Genomic DNA, 17,651 nt, shown 5'->3' with positions numbered 1-17,651 from the left:
CTGATCTTTTTTGTCCGAACAGCGTTCGGATTAATTTTACAATCTACCATATTAATATTGTAAAGTCAGAATCAAAAAAATTAAGTCTAAGAAAGCGACTTGAAATTCTTAATGGAACTTCACGGTAAAGACATTAGAATTGATACGCTGAAGTTAGTAAAGTCAAAAATAACAAGGCATATGTGCGCTAATTTCAGTTGTTTGCCACTTAACTTTGAAAGCTTAGAGCTAGATACCGGTAAAAAATTCAAATTAGAAGAAACCTACAATCAAATTAGTGATTATTTACTGGCAGCATACGACGATCAGAGTAATGATGCGGTTACCAATGTGATGTATAGTGATGCTGAAATTATTGGCTATTATACGATTCAGATGAATACGACAAAGGTATCTAAGCGATATCGAAAATTTCATCATTTGAATGGCAGCAGTAATAATACTGGATATCCTTGTGTCGATGTCCCTTTTCTCGCTATCAATCGCAATTATCAGCAACAGGGTTATGGGCGTTTACTCATAAAACAGTTGTTATTAAATGTCCATTGGCAGTTGGTACCATTAATTGGAACATCTATGATAACTTTAGATGCATTAAATTTAAGCGTTGAATTTTACAAAAAATTTGGCTTTATTGAGTATTCCCCCGAACAGCTGTCAAGTATATTAACGCCATTAGCGCTTGAGACTACTCAATTAGCACAAGTTTTAAAAATAAATACCGGTTATGAAACTATGATGGAACTTGCATTGCGAAAAGCACTCGAGTCAACACTATTGTTTGAAATTAAATAGATATGTTCGAGGTAAATGTGAATCGAGCCATTAATAAATTACGAGGTATCCAAAATTATGGGTATCTTTTTTTGTTTTGTGCGCAGGGACGTAGACATTCAAACTTTAAAAAGTAATGATTCGTTCTCGACTGATGTTGGCTAGACCAGTGTTTTATTTAGCCAAGCCGAAACCTTGAAATCGCTCCCTTTATTTGATATTATATTACACGTATGTTTATATACTAAATCGAAATAAATACGAAAGAAGGAGTCACACATGTCAGGACATAGTAAATGGCATAACATCCAAGGCCGTAAGAATGCCCAAGATGCTAAACGTGGTAAGATTTTCCAAAAAATCTCCCGCGAACTTTATATGGCTGTAAAAGCCGGGGGTCCTGATCCTGATTCTAACGCCAACTTGCGTTTGATCATGGATAAGGCTAAAGCTGCCAACATGCCTAAGGATAATATTAAACGGGCGGTTGATAAAGGTAGTGGCTCCGGTGCGGAAAACTACGAAGAAGTTACTTACGAAGGCTACGGCCCTGGTGGTATCGCAGTTCTGGTTCACGCATTAACCGACAACAAAAACCGGACAGCTGCTGCGGTTCGTTCAGCTTTCACTCACCATGGTGGTGCGTTAGCTGCAACGGGTGCCGTTAGCTACATGTTCGATCGGCGTGGCTACATTGTGATTGCTCGTGAAGACTTAGACACTGACGAAGACACGATGTTGATGGATGTTTTGGATGCTGGTGGCGATGATTTACAATCAAGCGACGAAGCTTTCGAAATTTACACTGACCCTAAACAATTAGCTGAAGTTCGGGATGCGTTACAAGAAAAAGGTTATACTTTGGCAACTGCCGAATTAACCATGATTCCTGAAAACTTAACCGACGTACCGGCTGACAAAGTTGAAAAGTTACAACACATGCTTGAAGAACTTGAAGATAACGACGACGTATCAGAAGTATACGACGCCGCTAACTTCGACGACTAATCAGCAGTTTAGAAGCGTACTCATCGTTTGATGGGCACGCTTTTTTTGTTGCGTCGGTTAATTATTTCTAAGAAAAGGCGTTCAAGCTAGTACCCGCGCGTTTAGTTTGCTAAAATTGGACTAGCGAGTTTCGAAGGGACGATAATTATGAATAAAGTAACCGTATTAGGTAGTTTAAATGTTGATACAATCTTACGTTTTAAACGTTTCCCCAAACCCGGTGAAACGTTGCCGTTGACCGGTAAAGGAATTGCCGGTGGCGGTAAAGGTGCCAATCAAGCGATTGCAGCGGCCCGAGCAGGTGCTGACACCACGTTTATTGGCAAAGTTGGCCAAGATCAAGAAGGCGACTTTATGGTCAAGCAACTCACTGAAAGTGGGGTCAATGACCAATATGTCCAACATAGTGATGCCGCCAACACGGGTTCGGCTTTCATTATGCTGGACAGCAGCAGTGAAAACCGAATTTTAATCGACGGTGGCACGAATCAACAAGTGACTGCCGACGATGTCGAATTAGCTAAACCAGCGATTATCGCCAGTGACTTTTTGATTGCGCAGTTTGAAACGCCGCAAGCTGCCACGATTCATGGCTTTGAATTAGCCCATGCGGCTAACAAGACGACGATTTTAAATCCAGCGCCAGCCACTAAGACTGTCCCAACAGAATTATTAGCGGTGACCGATTTAATCGTGCCGAATGAAACTGAAACTGAAACTTTGACCGGGGTGCACATCACCGATGAACACTCGATGATCAAAGGCGCTGAAAAGTTGCAAGCGTTAGGTGTTAAGACGGTGATTATTACAGTCGGTAGCAAAGGTGCTTTTTGGATGCGGGGGACCGACCATGGCTTTGTGCCCGCCTATAAAGTGAATGCTCTAGATACGACTGCGGCCGGCGATACTTTTATCGGTGCGTTGAGTTCGGTCTTGAAGACGGACTTCAGCAACTTGTCTGAAGCCGTTCGATTGGCGAACCGGGCCTCTTCATTAGCCGTTCAAAAATTAGGCGCGCAGCCTTCCATCCCGACAAAAGCGGAGATTGAACAAGCGGAACGTGCTTAGACGTAAAAACTAACGAAAAAAATTAGCGATTGAGTCAATTTAATTATTGATTCAGTCGTTTTTTTGTCACCTTTTTACGGAGTTAATAAGTGAAAGGAGCGTGATGCTGTGTCAGTCGAACAACAACTGCAACAAATCATTCAGGCCGCCGTGACTTTTCAGGCGAGCGACATTTATTGGTTGCCGACCACTTCGGCGTATCAAGTCTTAGCCCAAACGGCCGGCAAGCTCGAAACGTTAATGACGTTAGAACTTGCGGCCGCGCAACAACTGATTAACCATATCAAATACCGTAGTAATATGGCAATCAGTGATCATCGCCGGCCACAACTCGGAGCGATGCCGTATGAGTTAGCGGCGCAAACGTTGAACTTGCGAATTTCAGCGGTGGGCGATTTTTTAGGTCGAGAATCATTAGTCGTCCGAGTACTCTACGAGGCGGCGGGGGTCAATTTACAATATCTGGTGCCCAAACAACGTCACCAGTTGACCGGACTACTACAACGCAGTGGTTTAATTCTCTTTGCTGGGCCGATGGGGTCGGGTAAAACGACCACGATGTATGACTTAGTGCGGGAGTTACGGGGACAGCGGGTCATAATGACGATTGAAGACCCAGTCGAGATTTATGAGCCGAAGTTTTTACAATTACAAGTGAATGCGGCGGCGCAGATGAGTTATGCCGAGTTACTCAAAGTGGGCCTGCGTCATCACCCGGATGTCTTTATCGTGGGGGAGATTCGCGATGCGGAAACGGCGCAAATCGCGATTCAAGCGGCGCTAAGCGGGCATCTCGTGTTAAGCACGATTCATGCACGCGGGGTTCATGGTATTTTACCGCGGTTGGCGCAATTAGGCTTGGCCCCGGCTACGGTGAAACAAGCGCTCGCGGGAGTGTCTTACCAGCGGCTAGTACCCGTGACGGATGGGACCCAAGCGACACTCTTTGACATTGTTAGTACGCCACACGAGTTACCGGTCCAAACGGCGCGTTTGATGACCGCAAAATGGGGGCAAATAATCGATGAACAGTATGCCAATGGTCGGCTCAGTACCACGGTGGCGACGCGGCTCAAAGAAGCCTAAGCGGTTGTCGGTCAAACACCAAGCAGTCTTATTCGAGACCGTGGCGGATTTATTAGAGAACGGTTTTTCGATGCAAGCGGCCCTACGATTTGTCGTCGATATCCATGGTCATGACTTTCAGGTGCTCACACCAGTATTACAGCAATTAGCAGCGGGCGAAAGTCTCGCTAGCGCGCTGCAGGCCTATATTGCCGTCGATTTATATTATCAATTACTAATTGCCGAACAACATGGGGCGTTAACGGCGACGTTAATTCAAGCTGGTCACCTGATGCGGACGCGGACGACTCAGCAGCAACAAATCCGGCGGTTGTTACAATATCCAATTTTGTTGTTAGTCGTGTTGTTCAGTACGGTGGGGGTCGTGCGCACGATGATCATGCCTAATTTTGCCGCGATTAATCCGACACCGGCAACTGGTCTAACTAGTTGGCAGTGGTTATTAATTGGCGTGGGCGGGGTGATTGGCAGCTGTTTACTAGTCGGTGCTGCCTATTTAAGCCGCTTACCAATTCGCCGGCGCTATGCCCGATTGGCCCGCCTACCACTGATTGGTCCGTTAGTTAAAGCGTATTGTGGCTATTACTTGACGATGAATGCTGGGATGTTACTCGCTGGTGGACTCGGCCTACGTGGAATTTGTGAAGTGAGTACACATTTCAAATCACAGTCGTTGTTACAGCAACAAGGGGCCTGGATTGAGCACGGTCTATTAGCCGGTCAGTCACTACCGGATTTAATTGCGGCTGACCGCTTATTACCAGATGAACTCATTTTATTAATTGGGAAGGCCAATCCCGCGGAACAATTAAGTCAGGAACTCTTGTATTTTGCCAATGTCCAATATCAAAAACTCGTTCGCCAATTGAATCGGCTAATCAGTTGGATCCAGCCCACGATGTTTTTGATTATCGCCGGCGTGATTCTCGTCACTTACATGAATATATTGTTGCCAATGTATCACTCAATGGGGGAGATTTTAAAATGAACTATGTCAAACGCATGCTGTTGAAAACTACCGCACCACGTAAAGGGTTCACTTTATTAGAAATGGTCGTTGTTTTGGGGATTATTGCGTTGCTGATGTTGATTGTGATTCCCAACTTGAATGCGTCGCGACAACGAGCGGAAACTAAGCGAAATGAGGCACTGACAAAAGTCGTGAATGGTCAAGCGGCGATGTATTTAAATGATAATCCGGGCAAGAAAAGTGTTACTGTCGACCAGTTGTTTGAAGCGCATTATTTGACCGAATCACAAAAAAATCAAGCCAGTGACCAACAAATTAAAGTTTCTCAGGACGGTACCTCGGTAACGGCTCCAAGTCATGTTAAGAATTAGTCGGCAGCGCTTCGGATTTACGTTGATTGAGTCGGTGACCGTACTGGGGATTGTATGTAGCTTGCTATTAGTCGTAATCTACCGGTTTCCAACTAGAGTTCGCCAAGAAAACGCTGAGAAAGTATTTTGGGAACAGTTACGTAATGACTGGCAACAGCAAGTACTGTTGGCCGGACTGACCGGAAAGAAACATGGTGCCAATCAATCCATCAATTTTTATCAGGATACGAATACCGTGGCGTATATGCATAAGCCTGATCGAACTGCTTGGAAGGTGGTCAAGCTACCACCAACATTGCACATTGACCGAGGGGCGAGTGTTGATATTCAAGCCAATGGTCATACTAGTTTGCGCTATGTCTTATTTCATTCGGACTTACAGCCAAAGTATACGATTAAACTAACTGCATTAATGGGGTGGGGGGCATATGGAATTGCGTTTAAAGATCGGAAGTAGGCATAACGGATTTGTTCTGCTAGAAACAATCATCGCAGTCACATTATTGAGTGCGGGTCTAATTTCAGGCATTGGCATTGAAACATTAATGAAAAAGCATGAAAGTCGGCGAATCAACGAAATTAAACAAGCGCGGGCAATGTATGAATTAGACCGGATTCAAACTCATCAGACACAATTATTAGCAGGATGAAATGGTCTAAAAAGGGATTTACGTTAATTGAAGTCGTGATTGCGATGAGCGTTTTAACTGGATTAATTGGTATTTTTAGTGTTGGACAGCGTCAATATGTTGAACACTCAAAGCGGATTAACTCGACGGTTGAGTGGTACTTGATGTTGCGGGAATTAGAGCGACCAAGTCATCACTTTTCGGCGGTTAAATTATCGGCCGCGGGTAATTTACACTTGTATGAGAATAAGAAACAATTTGATTTGTTAGTCATAGGTCGTAATTTGACCTTACACCATCCGACTGGTGCAACGATTCGACTGATGGGTAATGTACGGAAATATGAGATGACACCAAATCTTGTTTTGACAATTTATACTCGGGATAATCAGGTGTTTAAGGCCCACTTACTTTTACCGAAACGAGGACCATCATGAAAAAACGGCGCGGTACCATTTTATTTTCGGTCATCATTTTCTTGGCAATTTTTGGGACCTTTGAAAGCCAACGTTACATTAGCTTTCAACAGCGTGAAAACTTATATGAATTAATACTTAAGACTTATCGTGAGCCGGCTCCAGCAGCTGTGCAAAAAGGCACAAAGTCAGCTGGTCAGCCACATGAAAAGCAAGTGAGTTCTGCAAAATCGGCTAGCATAAAATTCACGAGTGAATCCTAAAAATTTAGCGAGATAGCAGGCCTCCAGCTTGAAGTCTTTCATGAAAGTCGGTAAGATGAGAAAGTATTCAAGTATTTTCGAAGAGGTGAGCATTCTGGCACAAGCAGAAACTGAGGCGCTCTTTAAGGTCTTAGATCGATCAGTGACGATTTTAATGCAACAGTTATCGGTCTCGTATGTCGATGCGTTGATTGAAACCGGGGATAATTTATTAAGTGACCATGTTCAAGTTGAAGATGGCCAACCGGATGCCGAACACGTGGCCGAGCTGTCCAAGCTATATGCGACGGTTAATTTGACACAATACGATGCCGAAACGATTCGGCGGGCCTTACAATTGGCATTACTCAAGGCGATTCATAATGATCGGGTTGACCCGAATCATCAAATGACCCCTGATTCCATCGGGTTATTGACCGCTTATTTGATTGCTAAGCTCGTGGGCCAAACACCGGAATTATCGATTTTAGATATTGCCGTCGGGACGGGTAACTTACTTACGACGGTCATGAATCAATTACAGCCAAATCAAACGATGCCGATTCAAGGCTATGGTGTCGATAACGATGACAACCAATTAGCTATCGCCGCGATGAGTATGGATCTACAAAAATCGAAGGTGGCATTGTTCCACCAAGATGCGATTGATCCGCTCGTGATGCCCAAGACCAAAGTTGCCATTGGGGATTTGCCAGTCGGCTATTATCCGTTAGATGAACGGGTACAAACGTTCAAAACGAAAGCTACTAATGGGCATTCTTACGTGCATCACTTGTTGATTGAACAAGCCATGTCGCAATTACAACCAGGTGGCTGGGGTGTCTTCCTCGTGCCGACAAACGTTTTCCAATCCCAAGAATCACAAGGATTGCTCCAATGGATGAGTTCCGAAGCATATTTGCAAGGGCTTTTGAACCTACCGACGAACTTGTTTTTGGATGAAAAGTCACGCAAGTCCGTGGTGGTCTTACAAAAACGCGGGGGTGAAGCTAAGCAGGCTGGTAAAGTCTTGCTCGGTGAATTCCCGTCGTTTGAAGATACCCGCGCGTTTGAAGCTTTTACCGCCCAAATCGATGAATGGGTCGGACAAAACATTAGTCGTTAGGAGCGAGTTAGGATAATGGGGAAGACAATTGCCATTAACGCCGGTAGTTCGACGTTAAAGTTTAAGTTATTTGAGATGCCACAAGAACACGTCATTGCGAGTGGCGCGATTGAACGGATTAGTCTCGATAGTTCGCCAATTCATATCCGGTATGGATTGGACTATGAGTATGTCGAGACCGAGTCGGTACCGAACCACTTAACCGCCGTTAATATCATCTTAGATGAGTTAATTAAGTTACACATCATCGAAAGCTACGATGAAATAACCGGCGTCGGTCATCGGGTTGTCGCCGGGGGTGAGATTTTTCACGACTCGGTATTAATTGATGAGCACGTCTTGCATCAGATTGAAGGACTATCCGAATATGCGCCGCTGCATAATCCAGCCAACGCCATCGGAATTCGGGCTTTTAAGAAAATTTTACCCAACGTGCCCGCTGTAGCGGTCTTTGATACCGCCTTTCATGCGGACATGCCGGCGGTTAACTACTTGTACTCGTTACCATATCGTTATTATGAAGAATATGGCGCGCGGAAGTTTGGGGCCCACGGGACGAGTCATCGCTATGTCGCTAGTCGGGCGGCAAAGTTGATGGGCCGACCGTTAGATGAGTTGAAGCTGATTACGTTGCATTTGGGGGCGGGGAGCTCGATTACCGCCATCAACCAAGGTCACAGTGTGGATACGTCGATGGGCTTTACTCCGCTAGCCGGGATTACCATGGCCACGCGTTCCGGGGATTTAGACCCGTCACTCATGGCGTATCTCATGAAAAAGCTGAAGATTGCTGACCCCGATGCGATGCTCAAAATTTTGAACACGCAGTCGGGGTTACTCGGAATTGCGGGTTCAGCGGATATGAAAGAGTTAGAAGCCCGTTGCGACCACGACCCACAAGCGCAACTCGCTATTGATATTTTCGTCAATCGGATTGTGAAATATGTCGGGGCCTACTTGGCCGAGCTGCAAGGCGCCGATGCCATTGTGATTACGGCTGGTATCGGTGAACGAGACGCCAAGATGCGTCAACGGATTGCGGATAAGCTCAGTTATTTTGGTGTCGCCATTGACCCGCACAAGAATCAAGTTAGTGGGGTCGAACGTGATTTAAGTACGGCGGATGCGAAGATTCGGACGATCTTGATTCCAACTAATGAGGAATTGATGATTGCGCGTGATGTTGAGCGTATCGGTCACCCACAAGTCTAATAAATGACCAAAAACGGTTCGCCAATGCAATTTGGCGGCCGTCTTTTGGCTTGTTACATGAAAGTTATTCATCATACTATGTGTTAGTTTCACGTCATTCATGTTAAATGGTTGGTTAGTTAAGGTAATCAGAAAGGCGGGTTAGCGTGGGACTGACCGGAAGTGCGCCCGCTTACAGTTTCCAATCGGTTTAAGTACATGAAAATCGTGGTCTAGACCAATATTGAAAAAATGCGAAGCGTCGCCTTTTGAATGTCATTTCAGCCCTCGGTATAATGTTTTCAAGGGGAGTGCTGATATTATGAAAGAAAGTCAACAACCCGAACAGGAACACCTGTCTCGGGGACTCAAAAGCCGCCATGTGCAATTAATTGCGATTGGTGGCACGATTGGGACCGGCCTATTTTTAGGGGCTGGTCAATCCATCCACTTGGCTGGGCCGTCGATTCTGATTGCCTATTTAGTCACCGGTCTGATGTGCTTTTTACTCATGCGGGCGTTGGGCGAGTTATTATTATCTGATCTGAACACCCATTCATACATTGATTTTATTAAAAAGTATTTGGGTGACCGGACCGGGTTTGTCGCCGGTTGGACATACTGGGTTTGCTGGATCACGATTGCGATGGCTGAAATCACCGCAACTGGTGAATATATGCAATTCTGGTTTCCTAACTTACCGCAATGGATTCCTGGTTTTGTGATTTTAATCTTACTGTTAGCTTTAAATTCAATTAACGTCTCGGCTTTTGGGGAAACCGAGTTCTGGTTTGCGATTATCAAGATTGCGGCGATTGTCGCTTTGATTGCGGTTGGGATTGGCATGGTATTATTCAGTGTCAAAACGCCAGTCGGGCATGCCAGCTTAACTAACTTAGTCAATTATGGCGGTTTCTTACCGCATGGCATGAAGGGCTTTGTCCTTTCATTTCAAATGGTCCTGTTTAGCTTTATTGGGATTGAAATGGTCGGTATGACCGCTTCAGAAACCGAAGATCCTAAGAAAGTAATTCCCAAAGCGATTGATAATATTCCCATCCGGATTATTTTGTTCTACGTGGGCTCACTGTTCTTCTTAATGTGTATGTATCCATGGAGTTATTTCTCCGAAGCGCATAGTCCGTTCGTACAAGTGTTCCAAAACTTGAAGATTAGCTCGGCGGCGGCGATTATCAACTTTGTCGTGCTGACTGCCGCAGCTTCATCTTGTAATAGCGCCTTGTTTAGTACCGGTCGGATGTTATTTTCGTTAACTTACGATGGCAAGAGTAAGTTTGCCAAGCGGATGAGTCGGTTATCGCCGAGCCAAGTCCCGCAACATGCGCTGTGGTTTTCAACGGTGGTCATTGGGTTATCGGTCCTATTGAACTTTGTCATGCCAGGTAAAGTTTTTTCACTGATTGCGAGTGTATCGACGACTTGTTTTATCTTCATCTGGGGCGCCATTGTTTTAGCCCATCTGGCCTATCGGAAGCAAGTCGGTAAGTCGGCGGCCAAAAAGTTCCGGATGCCGTTTTTCCCACTCTCGGATTACTTAATCCTAGCATTTTTAGGTTTTATCGCGATTGTATTGTGTTTCAAGACGGAAACGTTGATTGCGCTAATCGCGTCATTAATTTGGATTGCGGTTTTATATGCCATCAAGGTATTTAACGACCGTGTCCATCAAGTCGAAAAATAATGATTTTTAAACGGCGGTCCGTAATGGACGGCCGTTTTTTGTCAAACCGGGTCAGTGCCTTTTACTAGGTGAAGCGGTACAATTAAAGGTAACGTGAATTTTGGAAAAGTGAGGCAGATACATGCAATATTTTACTTCGGATACGCATTTTTATCATGCTGATTTATTAGGCGATAACGACTTCGCACCGCGGCTATTCCCCGATGTAGAAGCGATGAACCAAGCGATTATTGACCACTGGAATGCGCGCATTACGGATCAAGATACCGTCTATCATTTAGGTGACGTGGCCCTATACTTTACGCGACCGGCCAAGGTGTCGTATGAACGGGTACTCGCCATTTTGACGCAATTACATGGTAAAATTGTTTTTATCAAGGGAAATCATGATTCGCGGGCATTTTTTAAATATTTAGCGGCCCACGATCCGCAATTAAATGGGCAACCTAAGTTTGAATTCCATGATGTCGGCGTGTTGATCAAGTACGACCATCGGCAATATTACATGACGCACTATCCAATGATGATGGGTATTGTGAAGCAAATTATCAACTTGCATGGTCACATTCATCATTATGCGGTGAACATTAAGGAAAATATCAACGTCGGTGTGGATACCCCGGAAACGGACTATTTAGACCATGCCGTACCATTTGGGGCACCGTTCTCGTTAGCTGAGATTGAACAGATGGTTGCGGGCAAAGCAGAAGACTTTGCCAAGCGCCGTTAAAGCCGTGCTTGACCGGTCTGCTGCAATGCTTTAGGATTAACGAAGATAATATATAAGAGGCGAATGAGATGAGTGAGCGCATTACGATTTTGCATACGAACGACTTACATTCCCATTTTGAAAATTGGCCCCGCATTCGGCGATACTTACTGACGCAGCGCCAACAACAAGTTGCGGTAGGGACGAGTGTCTTGACCGTGGATTTAGGCGATGCTGTCGACCGAGCGCATCAGTTGTCAGAAGCGACGCGCGGACAAGCCAATGTCAAATTGTTGAATCAGATTGGCTATGATGCGGTGACCATTGGCAATAACGAAGGCTTGGGATTGACCCAGTCAGAGTTGAATCACTTATACGATCAGGCTAATTTTGATGTGATCCTCGATAATATTACTGATACTCAAACGAATCGGCGACCGAGTTGGGCCCAACCGGCCAAGTTTATCACGACGCCGGCTGGAACGCGGATTTTACTGTTGGCCTTTACGGCGCCGTTCATTTTGACGTATCCGCTCAATGGCTGGACGCCGGCTAGTGTTAAAGACCGGTTACCACAACTATTAGCCCAATATGCGGGCCAATACGATGTGTTAGTCGTGATGTCACATCTCGGTATTAATGTGGACCGCTGGTTAGCGAAGCATTATCCATCGATTGACGTCATCATTGGCAGCCATACCCATCATTTATTGGTGAATGGGGAAGCTGACCACGGCGTCTTAGTAGCAGCGGCTGGGAAATACGGTGAATACGTGGGTCAGATCAATTTAACTATTGATGACCAGCATCGGGTGACCAAAGCGGTTGCGCAAACGGTCGCCACGGCAAAATTACCGTCGGCACCGCAAGACAACGCTGAAATTAACGCGTTACAAGTTGAAGGTGAGCGCTTATTATCGCAACAACTGGTCGCGACGGTGCCCACGCAATTACAACCACATTGGCATCATGCGAGTGATTTAACGGCGTTGGGCTTACAAGCCATCACGAGCTATGCAGATACTGATTTAGGGATGCTTAATGGTGGTCTGTTTATGCGGGACTTACCAGCCGGCGTCGTGACGCAAAATGACTTGCATACGATGCTACCACATGCCATGCATGTGATCCGCGTAACGTTAAGTGGTCAAGATTTATGGCGGCTAATCTATGAGATGGAACTAGCGCGGCCATTTTTGAATAAATTTCCGATGCGCGGCATGGGTTTTCGGGGCCAAGTCTTCGGTTATATTCAATATCAAGGCTTACGCTGGGATACTGTGGCCCACGAATTGTATGTCCATGATGCCCCGGTTGATCGGCAGGCGACTTATCAGATGGCACTATTAGATCATCACTTATTTATTCCGTTTTTCCCGACGTTGAATATAAGCGGTCAAACTGAAATTTTATTCAAAGCATTTTTAAGAACAGTCGTTGGGGATTATTTAGCGACCCAATGGCCAGTAACAAAGTAGGAAAGGTGGTGGCGCTGTGAATCGCGAACACATTGATGAATTAGCGGCCCAACAAGCTGAACGGCGGCAAAATTTATACCAAGGGATGCGACTCGACCGGACGCATATTGAAGTTAATAAGCATCCGTTTGAGATTGTGACCGAATATCGCAATGGTTTTGACCTCGAAAAGTTTATCGAACGGTTTAGTCCGATTTTGAATAAATACGACTATATTGTCGGCGACTGGGGCTTTGAACAGCTTCGTTTAAAAGGCTTCTTCCGTGATGATATGAAGGACGTCCAACGCGCACAAACGATTGGAACGGTCCAAGATTACTTATATGAATATTGTAATTTTGGCTGTGCGTATTTTATTTTGAAAAATGAACGGGTCATTAAGCCTAAAAAGACGAGCCATCCGCGCAAGGATGAGCGGCGTGGCGGCAAGCGGAGTAACAATAATCAAACCCGGGCGCGAAGTAATCGGAGCAGTAGCCGCAGTAAACAACGGCGGAAGAATAATAAGAACTTCACGACGAAGCATAAAGCAGCACCATTTGCTGAGAAGCGGCAACAACCCGCCAAAGTAACTGCGGGTAATGGTCGGCAAGCAAAAACGACCAAACAAGCCAGTGGTAAACGGCATTTTACTATTCGGCAGAAATAAGAGAGGATTTTGATTTTGAGCAAGTACAAGGGTTATTTAATTGATTTAGATGGTACTGTTTACCGTGGGCGTGAGCGGATTCCAGCTGCTAAACGGTTTATTGAACGTTTACAAGCGACTGATACGGAGTTTTTACTCGTGACCAATAATACGACTAAATCACCAGCCGACGTTGCCGCTAATTTAGCAGACAACCACGACATTCATGTCAGTCCCGCCAATGTTTATACCGCGGCGTTAGCAACTGCGGATTATGTGAACGATTTGGCTGGTGATGGCGAAAAGTCGATGTATGTCATTGGCGAACTCGGTTTGAAGGGGGCCATGCTCGAAAAAGGCTTCCAGTTCAACGAAAAAGATCCGCGTTTTGTCATTGTCGGGTTAGACTACGATGCCACTTACCATAAATTCGAATTGGCAACCTTAGCAATCAAACGGGGCGCCAAGTTTATTGGTACCAACGCCGATACGAACTTACCGAATGAGCGCGGCTTAGTACCGGGGGCTGGTTCGGTCATTGCAATGGTTGAACGGGCAACCCAACAACGTGCGACTTATGTTGGTAAGCCCGAAACCATTATTATGCAAAAGGCGGTTGACCGCATTGGGTTAGACAAGCATGACTGTGTGATGGTCGGTGATAATTATATGACGGACATTTCCGCCGCAATTAACTTCGATATTGATTCATTATTAGTGTATACCGGGGTCTCCACGCCAGAGTTAGTGGCCCAACAAACGGTTAAACCAACCAATGAGGTCAATTCGTTAGATGAATGGGACTTAGATAATGGTGTGGTTAAATAAAATAAAGCATTGGTTGCAGTGGCTGGGACTGTATTTATGGTTAGTCAGTGGCACGATTATTCTAACGATTAATGCCAGCTGGTTGTATTTTTTGAACGCCTATTTTCAAAAATTGGGTCCGGCCGTTAATCTGAGCTTGGGCCGTTTGATGACGAACTACTATCAAATGTTGGCCTACTTGAATTTTCCTTGGGTGCCAGCTTTGAAAATGAATGACTTTACGGATTCCGCTGGCGCGTTGTTTCATTTTGCTCAAGTGAAGAACTTGTTTTTACTCGACTATGCCGTGTTTATCGTGACCAGTGTGACGACTTATTATCTCTGGCAACGACTGAAACGCAACCAGCAGCTGTGGCGCTTCGTTTTACCGATGCAAACGGCGTTGTGGGTGCCGCCGATTGTGGCGCTGGTCATGTCATTAAATTTCGACCAGTTTTTTATTTATTTCCATGAATTACTATTCCGTAATTCGGACTGGTTGTTTGATCCACTATACGACCGAATTATCTTAGTCTTGCCAGATACATTTTTCTTACAGTGTTTCGTGTTAGCCTTCGTAATCATTGAATGGGCCTTTGCCTATTACTTGTCGGTTGGTAAGCAAGCTTTAAAAACTTTAGACTAAAAAAGCCTGTGCCAAAAGGCGGTTAGTTTCCGGGTTAAGTGGAATAAACGGCCTTTTGGCGCACGTTTCAACGATAAAAATGATAAAAAACAAAATTGGTGCCTGATGAAGTTTAACTTTCATCAGGCACCAATTTTCGTGTTATGTCTTAGTATGTTTATATTAGTTAGGCTATTCTTCACCTTCAGGCGTGCTGCCAAAGCGCGCTTTTAAGGCGGAAACTACGGCTGGAATTAAGGAAACTAAGATAATCCCGATAACCACCATTGAGAAATGTTCCTTAACGAATGGAATATTACCGAAGAAGTAACCACCACCACAGCATAAAAGTACCCATAGCACACAACCGATTAAGTTGTAACGAATGAATTGTTTGTATTCCATTCGGCTACTAGCAGCGACAAAGGGGACGAATGTCCGAATGATTGGCATGAAACGGGCAATCGTTACGGTGATACCACCGTGCTTGTCGAAGAATTTTTCGGATTTAGCTAATTGTTTTTGATTAATGAGCTTCCCAAACCAGGATGTCCGAGTCAGGGCTTCTCCTAAGGAGTGACCAATTAAAAAGTTAAGTGAGTCGCCAGCCAGCGCCGCGACAAAAAACAAAATGACAAATGACCAGATGTGTAAACCGTATGTCGGGTTAGCCGCTAAGGCGCAGGCGGCGAATAGTAATGAATCCCCCGGTAGAAACGGTAAGATCACGGCCCCAGTTTCAATGAAGATAATGGCGAAGAGGATTAAATACGTCCAAATCCCGAAACTGTTGACGATTGTGACCAGATGTTGATCGATATGCAACACGAAATCAACTAAAAAGCTCATGGTTACCTCCAAGTAATATTAAATTGTTCTGATACAGCATACCAGAAATTAGGGTTAAATACTATTCGGCACGGCGAATTGAAAGGAAAACATTAGGTTTGTAAGGCGATGACTAGCTTTTTAACGCATTCTCTTGTATTATCGTTATATTCTATAAGAAGACAGGTGATTCTAGTGGCATATCCACAATTAGATTTAGCAAACGTTGACGGTCCTAAAGCAACCATTAAAACAAATTACGGTGACATTAAGGTTCAACTCTTTCCAGAGCAAGCGCCTAAGAGTGTTGAAAACTTTGTTGGGTTAGCTAAGAAAGGCTACTACGATGGTATCATCTTTCATCGCGTAATTCCTGATTTTATGATTCAAGGTGGCGATCCAACCGGTACTGGCATGGGTGGCGAAAGTATCTACGGCCAACAATTTGAAGATGAATTTTCACCTGAAGTATTTAACATGCGTGGGGCCTTATCAATGGCTAATGCTGGTCCTAACACAAACGGTAGTCAATTCTTTATCGTTCAAAATAAGACCTTGGACCCACGGATGGTTGATCAATTAAAACAAGCTAATTATCCTGAAGAAGTGGTTACCGCTTATGGTAATGGTGGGACGCCTTGGTTAGATTTCCGGCATACCGTCTTTGGGGCGGTTAGTGATGGCATGGATATCGTGGACACGATTGCTGACGTTGCTACTGGTGCACAAGACAAGCCCGTTAAAGACGTGGTAATTGAAACGATTGCGATTGAAGACTAATACTACTATGATAGAAAGAACCTGTTAGCGCAGGTTCTTTTTTTTAGCATTTTGCAATCGGCGTGATTCAGGTTATAATATTCAAGATTGTAGTGAATTTAGTCATATCTATAGAAAGGACCGGCTTATGAGTAATTATCGAATTGGAATGCAAGTTCATGGCCATGTAACGGGAATTCAACCGTATGGGGCGTTCGTAACCTTGGATGCTGATCATCAAGGGTTGATTCACATCTCCGAATGTCATGAAGGTTATGTCAAAAGTATTGCTGACTACTTGAAAGTTGGCCAGGCCGTGGATGTTGTTGTGTTAGACATTGATGAATATACCGGTAAAATCAGTTTGTCGTTACGGTGTGTTGAACAACAGCCTCATCACACGACGAGTGACTTAGAAATTTATAAGACCTTTCGACACAAACATTTTTGGACAAACCGCCATATCCACGCGGGTTTTGAACCGATTGCCAAGAACATGGATAGTTGGATGACTGATTCTATCCGACGCATTGAAGTGGGGGAGCATAAATGAAGAAGCAAGTCGCTGGTACGATTATGGTGAATGATGACCAAGGAACGCGATTTTTAATGCAACAGCTTGATGGCATCGTCCATTTTTATCGATTCCAAGTTTTAGATGGGATGACCCCCTTGGCATCGGTCTTATGGAAGCTACGCCATGAAGTTGGTATTGATGTGGACCAGTTACGGTTGTTTGATTCAGTAATGGCGGAAATCGAGGGCGAAAAAGTTTCATTGTTCGTTTTTAATCATATGAATGTGACGCCGGCAATCACAGCGCACTTTAAGCAAACGGGTCTGTCGTTTGTACCCGCAAGTCAATTGCATCAGTTATTTGAGCAAGTAAATGTGGCATTTAAAGAAAATTCAAAATGAATTGAAATAAATGCTTGACCTGCATAGTAATTCTTGATAAGATATATCTTGTCGTTGCGACAGGGCCGTTAAACAGCATGTCTTCAACGTTTGTAACTCAAAATGATTTCAAGCTGATTTTGTATAAATATTCAACTTCTTATAATTAGTTGTTGACACGTTACAAATCACATGATATTATATTTAAGTTGCGTCAGGGAGTTGTTTCTAATTGCTTAGCAGTTGAGCAATTCCGCGACAAATTAATATCAAAATGGTCCATGTATAAAAATTCAACTTCTTGAAATTAGTTGTTGACACGATATAAACCACATGA

The 17,651-nt window shown here is 44.5% G+C and carries 22 protein-coding genes; 21 read left to right on the top strand and 1 reads right to left on the bottom strand.

Annotated features, from left to right (window positions below; translation table 11 throughout):
* The first annotated feature begins 99 nt into the window (after nucleotides 1-99).
* The 18 genes from DY78_RS12080 to DY78_RS12000 all read left to right on the top strand — a co-directional run bounded on the left by DY78_RS12080 (nucleotide 100) and on the right by DY78_RS12000 (nucleotide 14,851).
* Nucleotides 100-795: a GNAT family N-acetyltransferase gene (locus tag DY78_RS12080; RefSeq protein ID WP_156404128.1), complete on the top strand. Its 696-nt coding sequence runs from the start codon at nucleotides 100-102 to the stop codon at nucleotides 793-795.
* Nucleotides 796-1,053: 258 nt separating this feature from the next.
* A complete protein-coding gene (locus DY78_RS12075) occupies nucleotides 1,054-1,782 on the top strand; it encodes a YebC/PmpR family DNA-binding transcriptional regulator (protein WP_024624338.1) in 729 nt (242 codons plus the stop codon).
* A 147-nt stretch (nucleotides 1,783-1,929) separates the two neighbouring features.
* The gene (rbsK, locus tag DY78_RS12070) at nucleotides 1,930-2,850 is read left to right on the top strand and encodes a ribokinase (RefSeq protein WP_024624337.1); all 921 of its coding nucleotides are present in this window, start codon (nucleotides 1,930-1,932) and stop codon (nucleotides 2,848-2,850) included.
* A gap of 108 nt (nucleotides 2,851-2,958) precedes the next feature.
* The gene (gene comGA / locus DY78_RS12065) at nucleotides 2,959-3,936 is read left to right on the top strand and encodes a competence type IV pilus ATPase ComGA (protein WP_024624336.1); all 978 of its coding nucleotides are present in this window, start codon (nucleotides 2,959-2,961) and stop codon (nucleotides 3,934-3,936) included.
* Nucleotides 3,875-4,924, top strand: a complete 1,050-nt coding sequence (locus tag DY78_RS12060; protein WP_033612291.1) for a type II secretion system F family protein — start codon at nucleotides 3,875-3,877, stop codon at nucleotides 4,922-4,924. Before comGA ends, DY78_RS12060 begins: the two co-directional genes overlap by 62 nt.
* A complete protein-coding gene (comGC, locus tag DY78_RS12055) occupies nucleotides 4,921-5,277 on the top strand; it encodes a competence type IV pilus major pilin ComGC (protein ID WP_024624334.1) in 357 nt (118 codons plus the stop codon). The genes DY78_RS12060 and comGC overlap by 4 nt, the downstream gene beginning before the upstream one ends.
* Complete coding sequence (locus tag DY78_RS12050) at nucleotides 5,264-5,734, top strand: type II secretion system protein (protein WP_029778892.1); 471 nt, start codon at nucleotides 5,264-5,266, stop codon at nucleotides 5,732-5,734. The genes comGC and DY78_RS12050 overlap by 14 nt, the downstream gene beginning before the upstream one ends.
* Nucleotides 5,706-5,927 carry a hypothetical protein gene (locus DY78_RS16650; RefSeq protein WP_024624332.1) on the top strand — a complete coding sequence of 74 codons (222 nt, stop codon included), beginning with the start codon at nucleotides 5,706-5,708 and terminating at the stop codon, nucleotides 5,925-5,927. The genes DY78_RS12050 and DY78_RS16650 overlap by 29 nt, the downstream gene beginning before the upstream one ends.
* On the top strand, nucleotides 5,924-6,343 hold the full coding sequence (locus DY78_RS12045) for a prepilin-type N-terminal cleavage/methylation domain-containing protein (protein ID WP_024624331.1): 420 nt from the start codon (nucleotides 5,924-5,926) through the stop codon (nucleotides 6,341-6,343). The genes DY78_RS16650 and DY78_RS12045 overlap by 4 nt, the downstream gene beginning before the upstream one ends.
* On the top strand, nucleotides 6,340-6,585 hold the full coding sequence (locus DY78_RS12040) for a hypothetical protein (protein WP_024624330.1): 246 nt from the start codon (nucleotides 6,340-6,342) through the stop codon (nucleotides 6,583-6,585). The genes DY78_RS12045 and DY78_RS12040 overlap by 4 nt, the downstream gene beginning before the upstream one ends.
* 94 nt (nucleotides 6,586-6,679) lie before the next feature.
* Nucleotides 6,680-7,690 carry a class I SAM-dependent methyltransferase gene (locus DY78_RS12035; protein ID WP_024624329.1) on the top strand — a complete coding sequence of 337 codons (1,011 nt, stop codon included), beginning with the start codon at nucleotides 6,680-6,682 and terminating at the stop codon, nucleotides 7,688-7,690.
* A gap of 15 nt (nucleotides 7,691-7,705) precedes the next feature.
* On the top strand, nucleotides 7,706-8,902 hold the full coding sequence (locus DY78_RS12030; RefSeq protein WP_024624328.1) for an acetate/propionate family kinase: 1,197 nt from the start codon (nucleotides 7,706-7,708) through the stop codon (nucleotides 8,900-8,902).
* 298 nt (nucleotides 8,903-9,200) lie between these two features.
* On the top strand, nucleotides 9,201-10,583 hold the full coding sequence (locus DY78_RS12025; RefSeq protein WP_024624327.1) for an amino acid permease: 1,383 nt from the start codon (nucleotides 9,201-9,203) through the stop codon (nucleotides 10,581-10,583).
* 121 nt (nucleotides 10,584-10,704) lie between these two features.
* Entirely contained in the window at nucleotides 10,705-11,313 is a 609-nt protein-coding gene (locus tag DY78_RS12020; RefSeq protein ID WP_024624326.1) for a metallophosphoesterase, read from the top strand.
* 68 nt (nucleotides 11,314-11,381) lie between these two features.
* Nucleotides 11,382-12,770, top strand: coding sequence for a bifunctional metallophosphatase/5'-nucleotidase (locus DY78_RS12015; RefSeq protein ID WP_024624325.1), 1,389 nt, complete (start codon nucleotides 11,382-11,384; stop codon nucleotides 12,768-12,770).
* A 16-nt stretch (nucleotides 12,771-12,786) separates the two neighbouring features.
* Nucleotides 12,787-13,419, top strand: coding sequence for a YutD family protein (locus DY78_RS12010; protein WP_024624324.1), 633 nt, complete (start codon nucleotides 12,787-12,789; stop codon nucleotides 13,417-13,419).
* Nucleotides 13,420-13,434: 15 nt separating this feature from the next.
* Nucleotides 13,435-14,226 carry a TIGR01457 family HAD-type hydrolase gene (locus tag DY78_RS12005; protein WP_024624323.1) on the top strand — a complete coding sequence of 264 codons (792 nt, stop codon included), beginning with the start codon at nucleotides 13,435-13,437 and terminating at the stop codon, nucleotides 14,224-14,226.
* Nucleotides 14,210-14,851, top strand: a complete 642-nt coding sequence (locus DY78_RS12000) for a TIGR01906 family membrane protein (protein WP_024624322.1) — start codon at nucleotides 14,210-14,212, stop codon at nucleotides 14,849-14,851. Before DY78_RS12005 ends, DY78_RS12000 begins: the two co-directional genes overlap by 17 nt.
* Nucleotides 14,852-15,022: 171 nt before the next feature.
* Here DY78_RS12000 and DY78_RS11995 read toward each other — a convergent pair whose 3' ends face one another.
* The gene (locus DY78_RS11995) at nucleotides 15,023-15,679 is read right to left on the bottom strand and encodes a VTT domain-containing protein (protein WP_024624321.1); all 657 of its coding nucleotides are present in this window, start codon (nucleotides 15,677-15,679) and stop codon (nucleotides 15,023-15,025) included.
* Nucleotides 15,680-15,853: 174 nt separating this feature from the next.
* On the opposite strand from DY78_RS11995, the gene DY78_RS11990 reads away from it, so the two are divergent.
* From DY78_RS11990 to DY78_RS11980, 3 genes are all read left to right on the top strand, one after another.
* Nucleotides 15,854-16,438: a peptidylprolyl isomerase gene (locus tag DY78_RS11990; protein ID WP_024624320.1), complete on the top strand. Its 585-nt coding sequence runs from the start codon at nucleotides 15,854-15,856 to the stop codon at nucleotides 16,436-16,438.
* Between the two features lie 127 nt (nucleotides 16,439-16,565).
* On the top strand, nucleotides 16,566-16,970 hold the full coding sequence (locus DY78_RS11985; protein ID WP_024624319.1) for a CvfD/Ygs/GSP13 family RNA-binding post-transcriptional regulator: 405 nt from the start codon (nucleotides 16,566-16,568) through the stop codon (nucleotides 16,968-16,970).
* Nucleotides 16,967-17,335, top strand: coding sequence for a hypothetical protein (locus tag DY78_RS11980; protein WP_024624318.1), 369 nt, complete (start codon nucleotides 16,967-16,969; stop codon nucleotides 17,333-17,335). The genes DY78_RS11985 and DY78_RS11980 overlap by 4 nt, the downstream gene beginning before the upstream one ends.
* The last annotated feature ends 316 nt before the right edge of the window (nucleotides 17,336-17,651 follow it).

The sequence above is a fragment of the Lactiplantibacillus fabifermentans DSM 21115 genome (assembly GCF_000498955.2).
GTDB lineage: Bacteria > Bacillota > Bacilli > Lactobacillales > Lactobacillaceae > Lactiplantibacillus > Lactiplantibacillus fabifermentans.
Note: the sequence above shows the minus strand (reverse complement) of the source record. Positions and strands in the feature narration are given on the sequence as shown.

Coding starts and splice junctions, on each gene's coding strand:
- DY78_RS11995 (WP_024624321.1), bottom strand. CDS start 15,679: ATGAGCTTTTTAGTTGATTTCGTGTTGCATATCGATCAACATCTGGTC.
- DY78_RS12015 (WP_024624325.1), top strand. CDS start 11,382: ATGAGTGAGCGCATTACGATTTTGCATACGAACGACTTACATTCCCAT.
- DY78_RS12060 (WP_033612291.1), top strand. CDS start 3,875: ATGAACAGTATGCCAATGGTCGGCTCAGTACCACGGTGGCGACGCGGC.
- DY78_RS11980 (WP_024624318.1), top strand. CDS start 16,967: ATGAAGAAGCAAGTCGCTGGTACGATTATGGTGAATGATGACCAAGGA.
- DY78_RS12045 (WP_024624331.1), top strand. CDS start 5,924: ATGAAATGGTCTAAAAAGGGATTTACGTTAATTGAAGTCGTGATTGCG.
- DY78_RS12030 (WP_024624328.1), top strand. CDS start 7,706: ATGGGGAAGACAATTGCCATTAACGCCGGTAGTTCGACGTTAAAGTTT.
- DY78_RS12075 (WP_024624338.1), top strand. CDS start 1,054: ATGTCAGGACATAGTAAATGGCATAACATCCAAGGCCGTAAGAATGCC.
- rbsK (WP_024624337.1), top strand. CDS start 1,930: ATGAATAAAGTAACCGTATTAGGTAGTTTAAATGTTGATACAATCTTA.
- DY78_RS16650 (WP_024624332.1), top strand. CDS start 5,706: ATGGAATTGCGTTTAAAGATCGGAAGTAGGCATAACGGATTTGTTCTG.
- DY78_RS12040 (WP_024624330.1), top strand. CDS start 6,340: ATGAAAAAACGGCGCGGTACCATTTTATTTTCGGTCATCATTTTCTTG.
- DY78_RS12020 (WP_024624326.1), top strand. CDS start 10,705: ATGCAATATTTTACTTCGGATACGCATTTTTATCATGCTGATTTATTA.
- DY78_RS12050 (WP_029778892.1), top strand. CDS start 5,264: ATGTTAAGAATTAGTCGGCAGCGCTTCGGATTTACGTTGATTGAGTCG.
- DY78_RS11985 (WP_024624319.1), top strand. CDS start 16,566: ATGAGTAATTATCGAATTGGAATGCAAGTTCATGGCCATGTAACGGGA.
- comGC (WP_024624334.1), top strand. CDS start 4,921: ATGAACTATGTCAAACGCATGCTGTTGAAAACTACCGCACCACGTAAA.
- DY78_RS12000 (WP_024624322.1), top strand. CDS start 14,210: ATGGTGTGGTTAAATAAAATAAAGCATTGGTTGCAGTGGCTGGGACTG.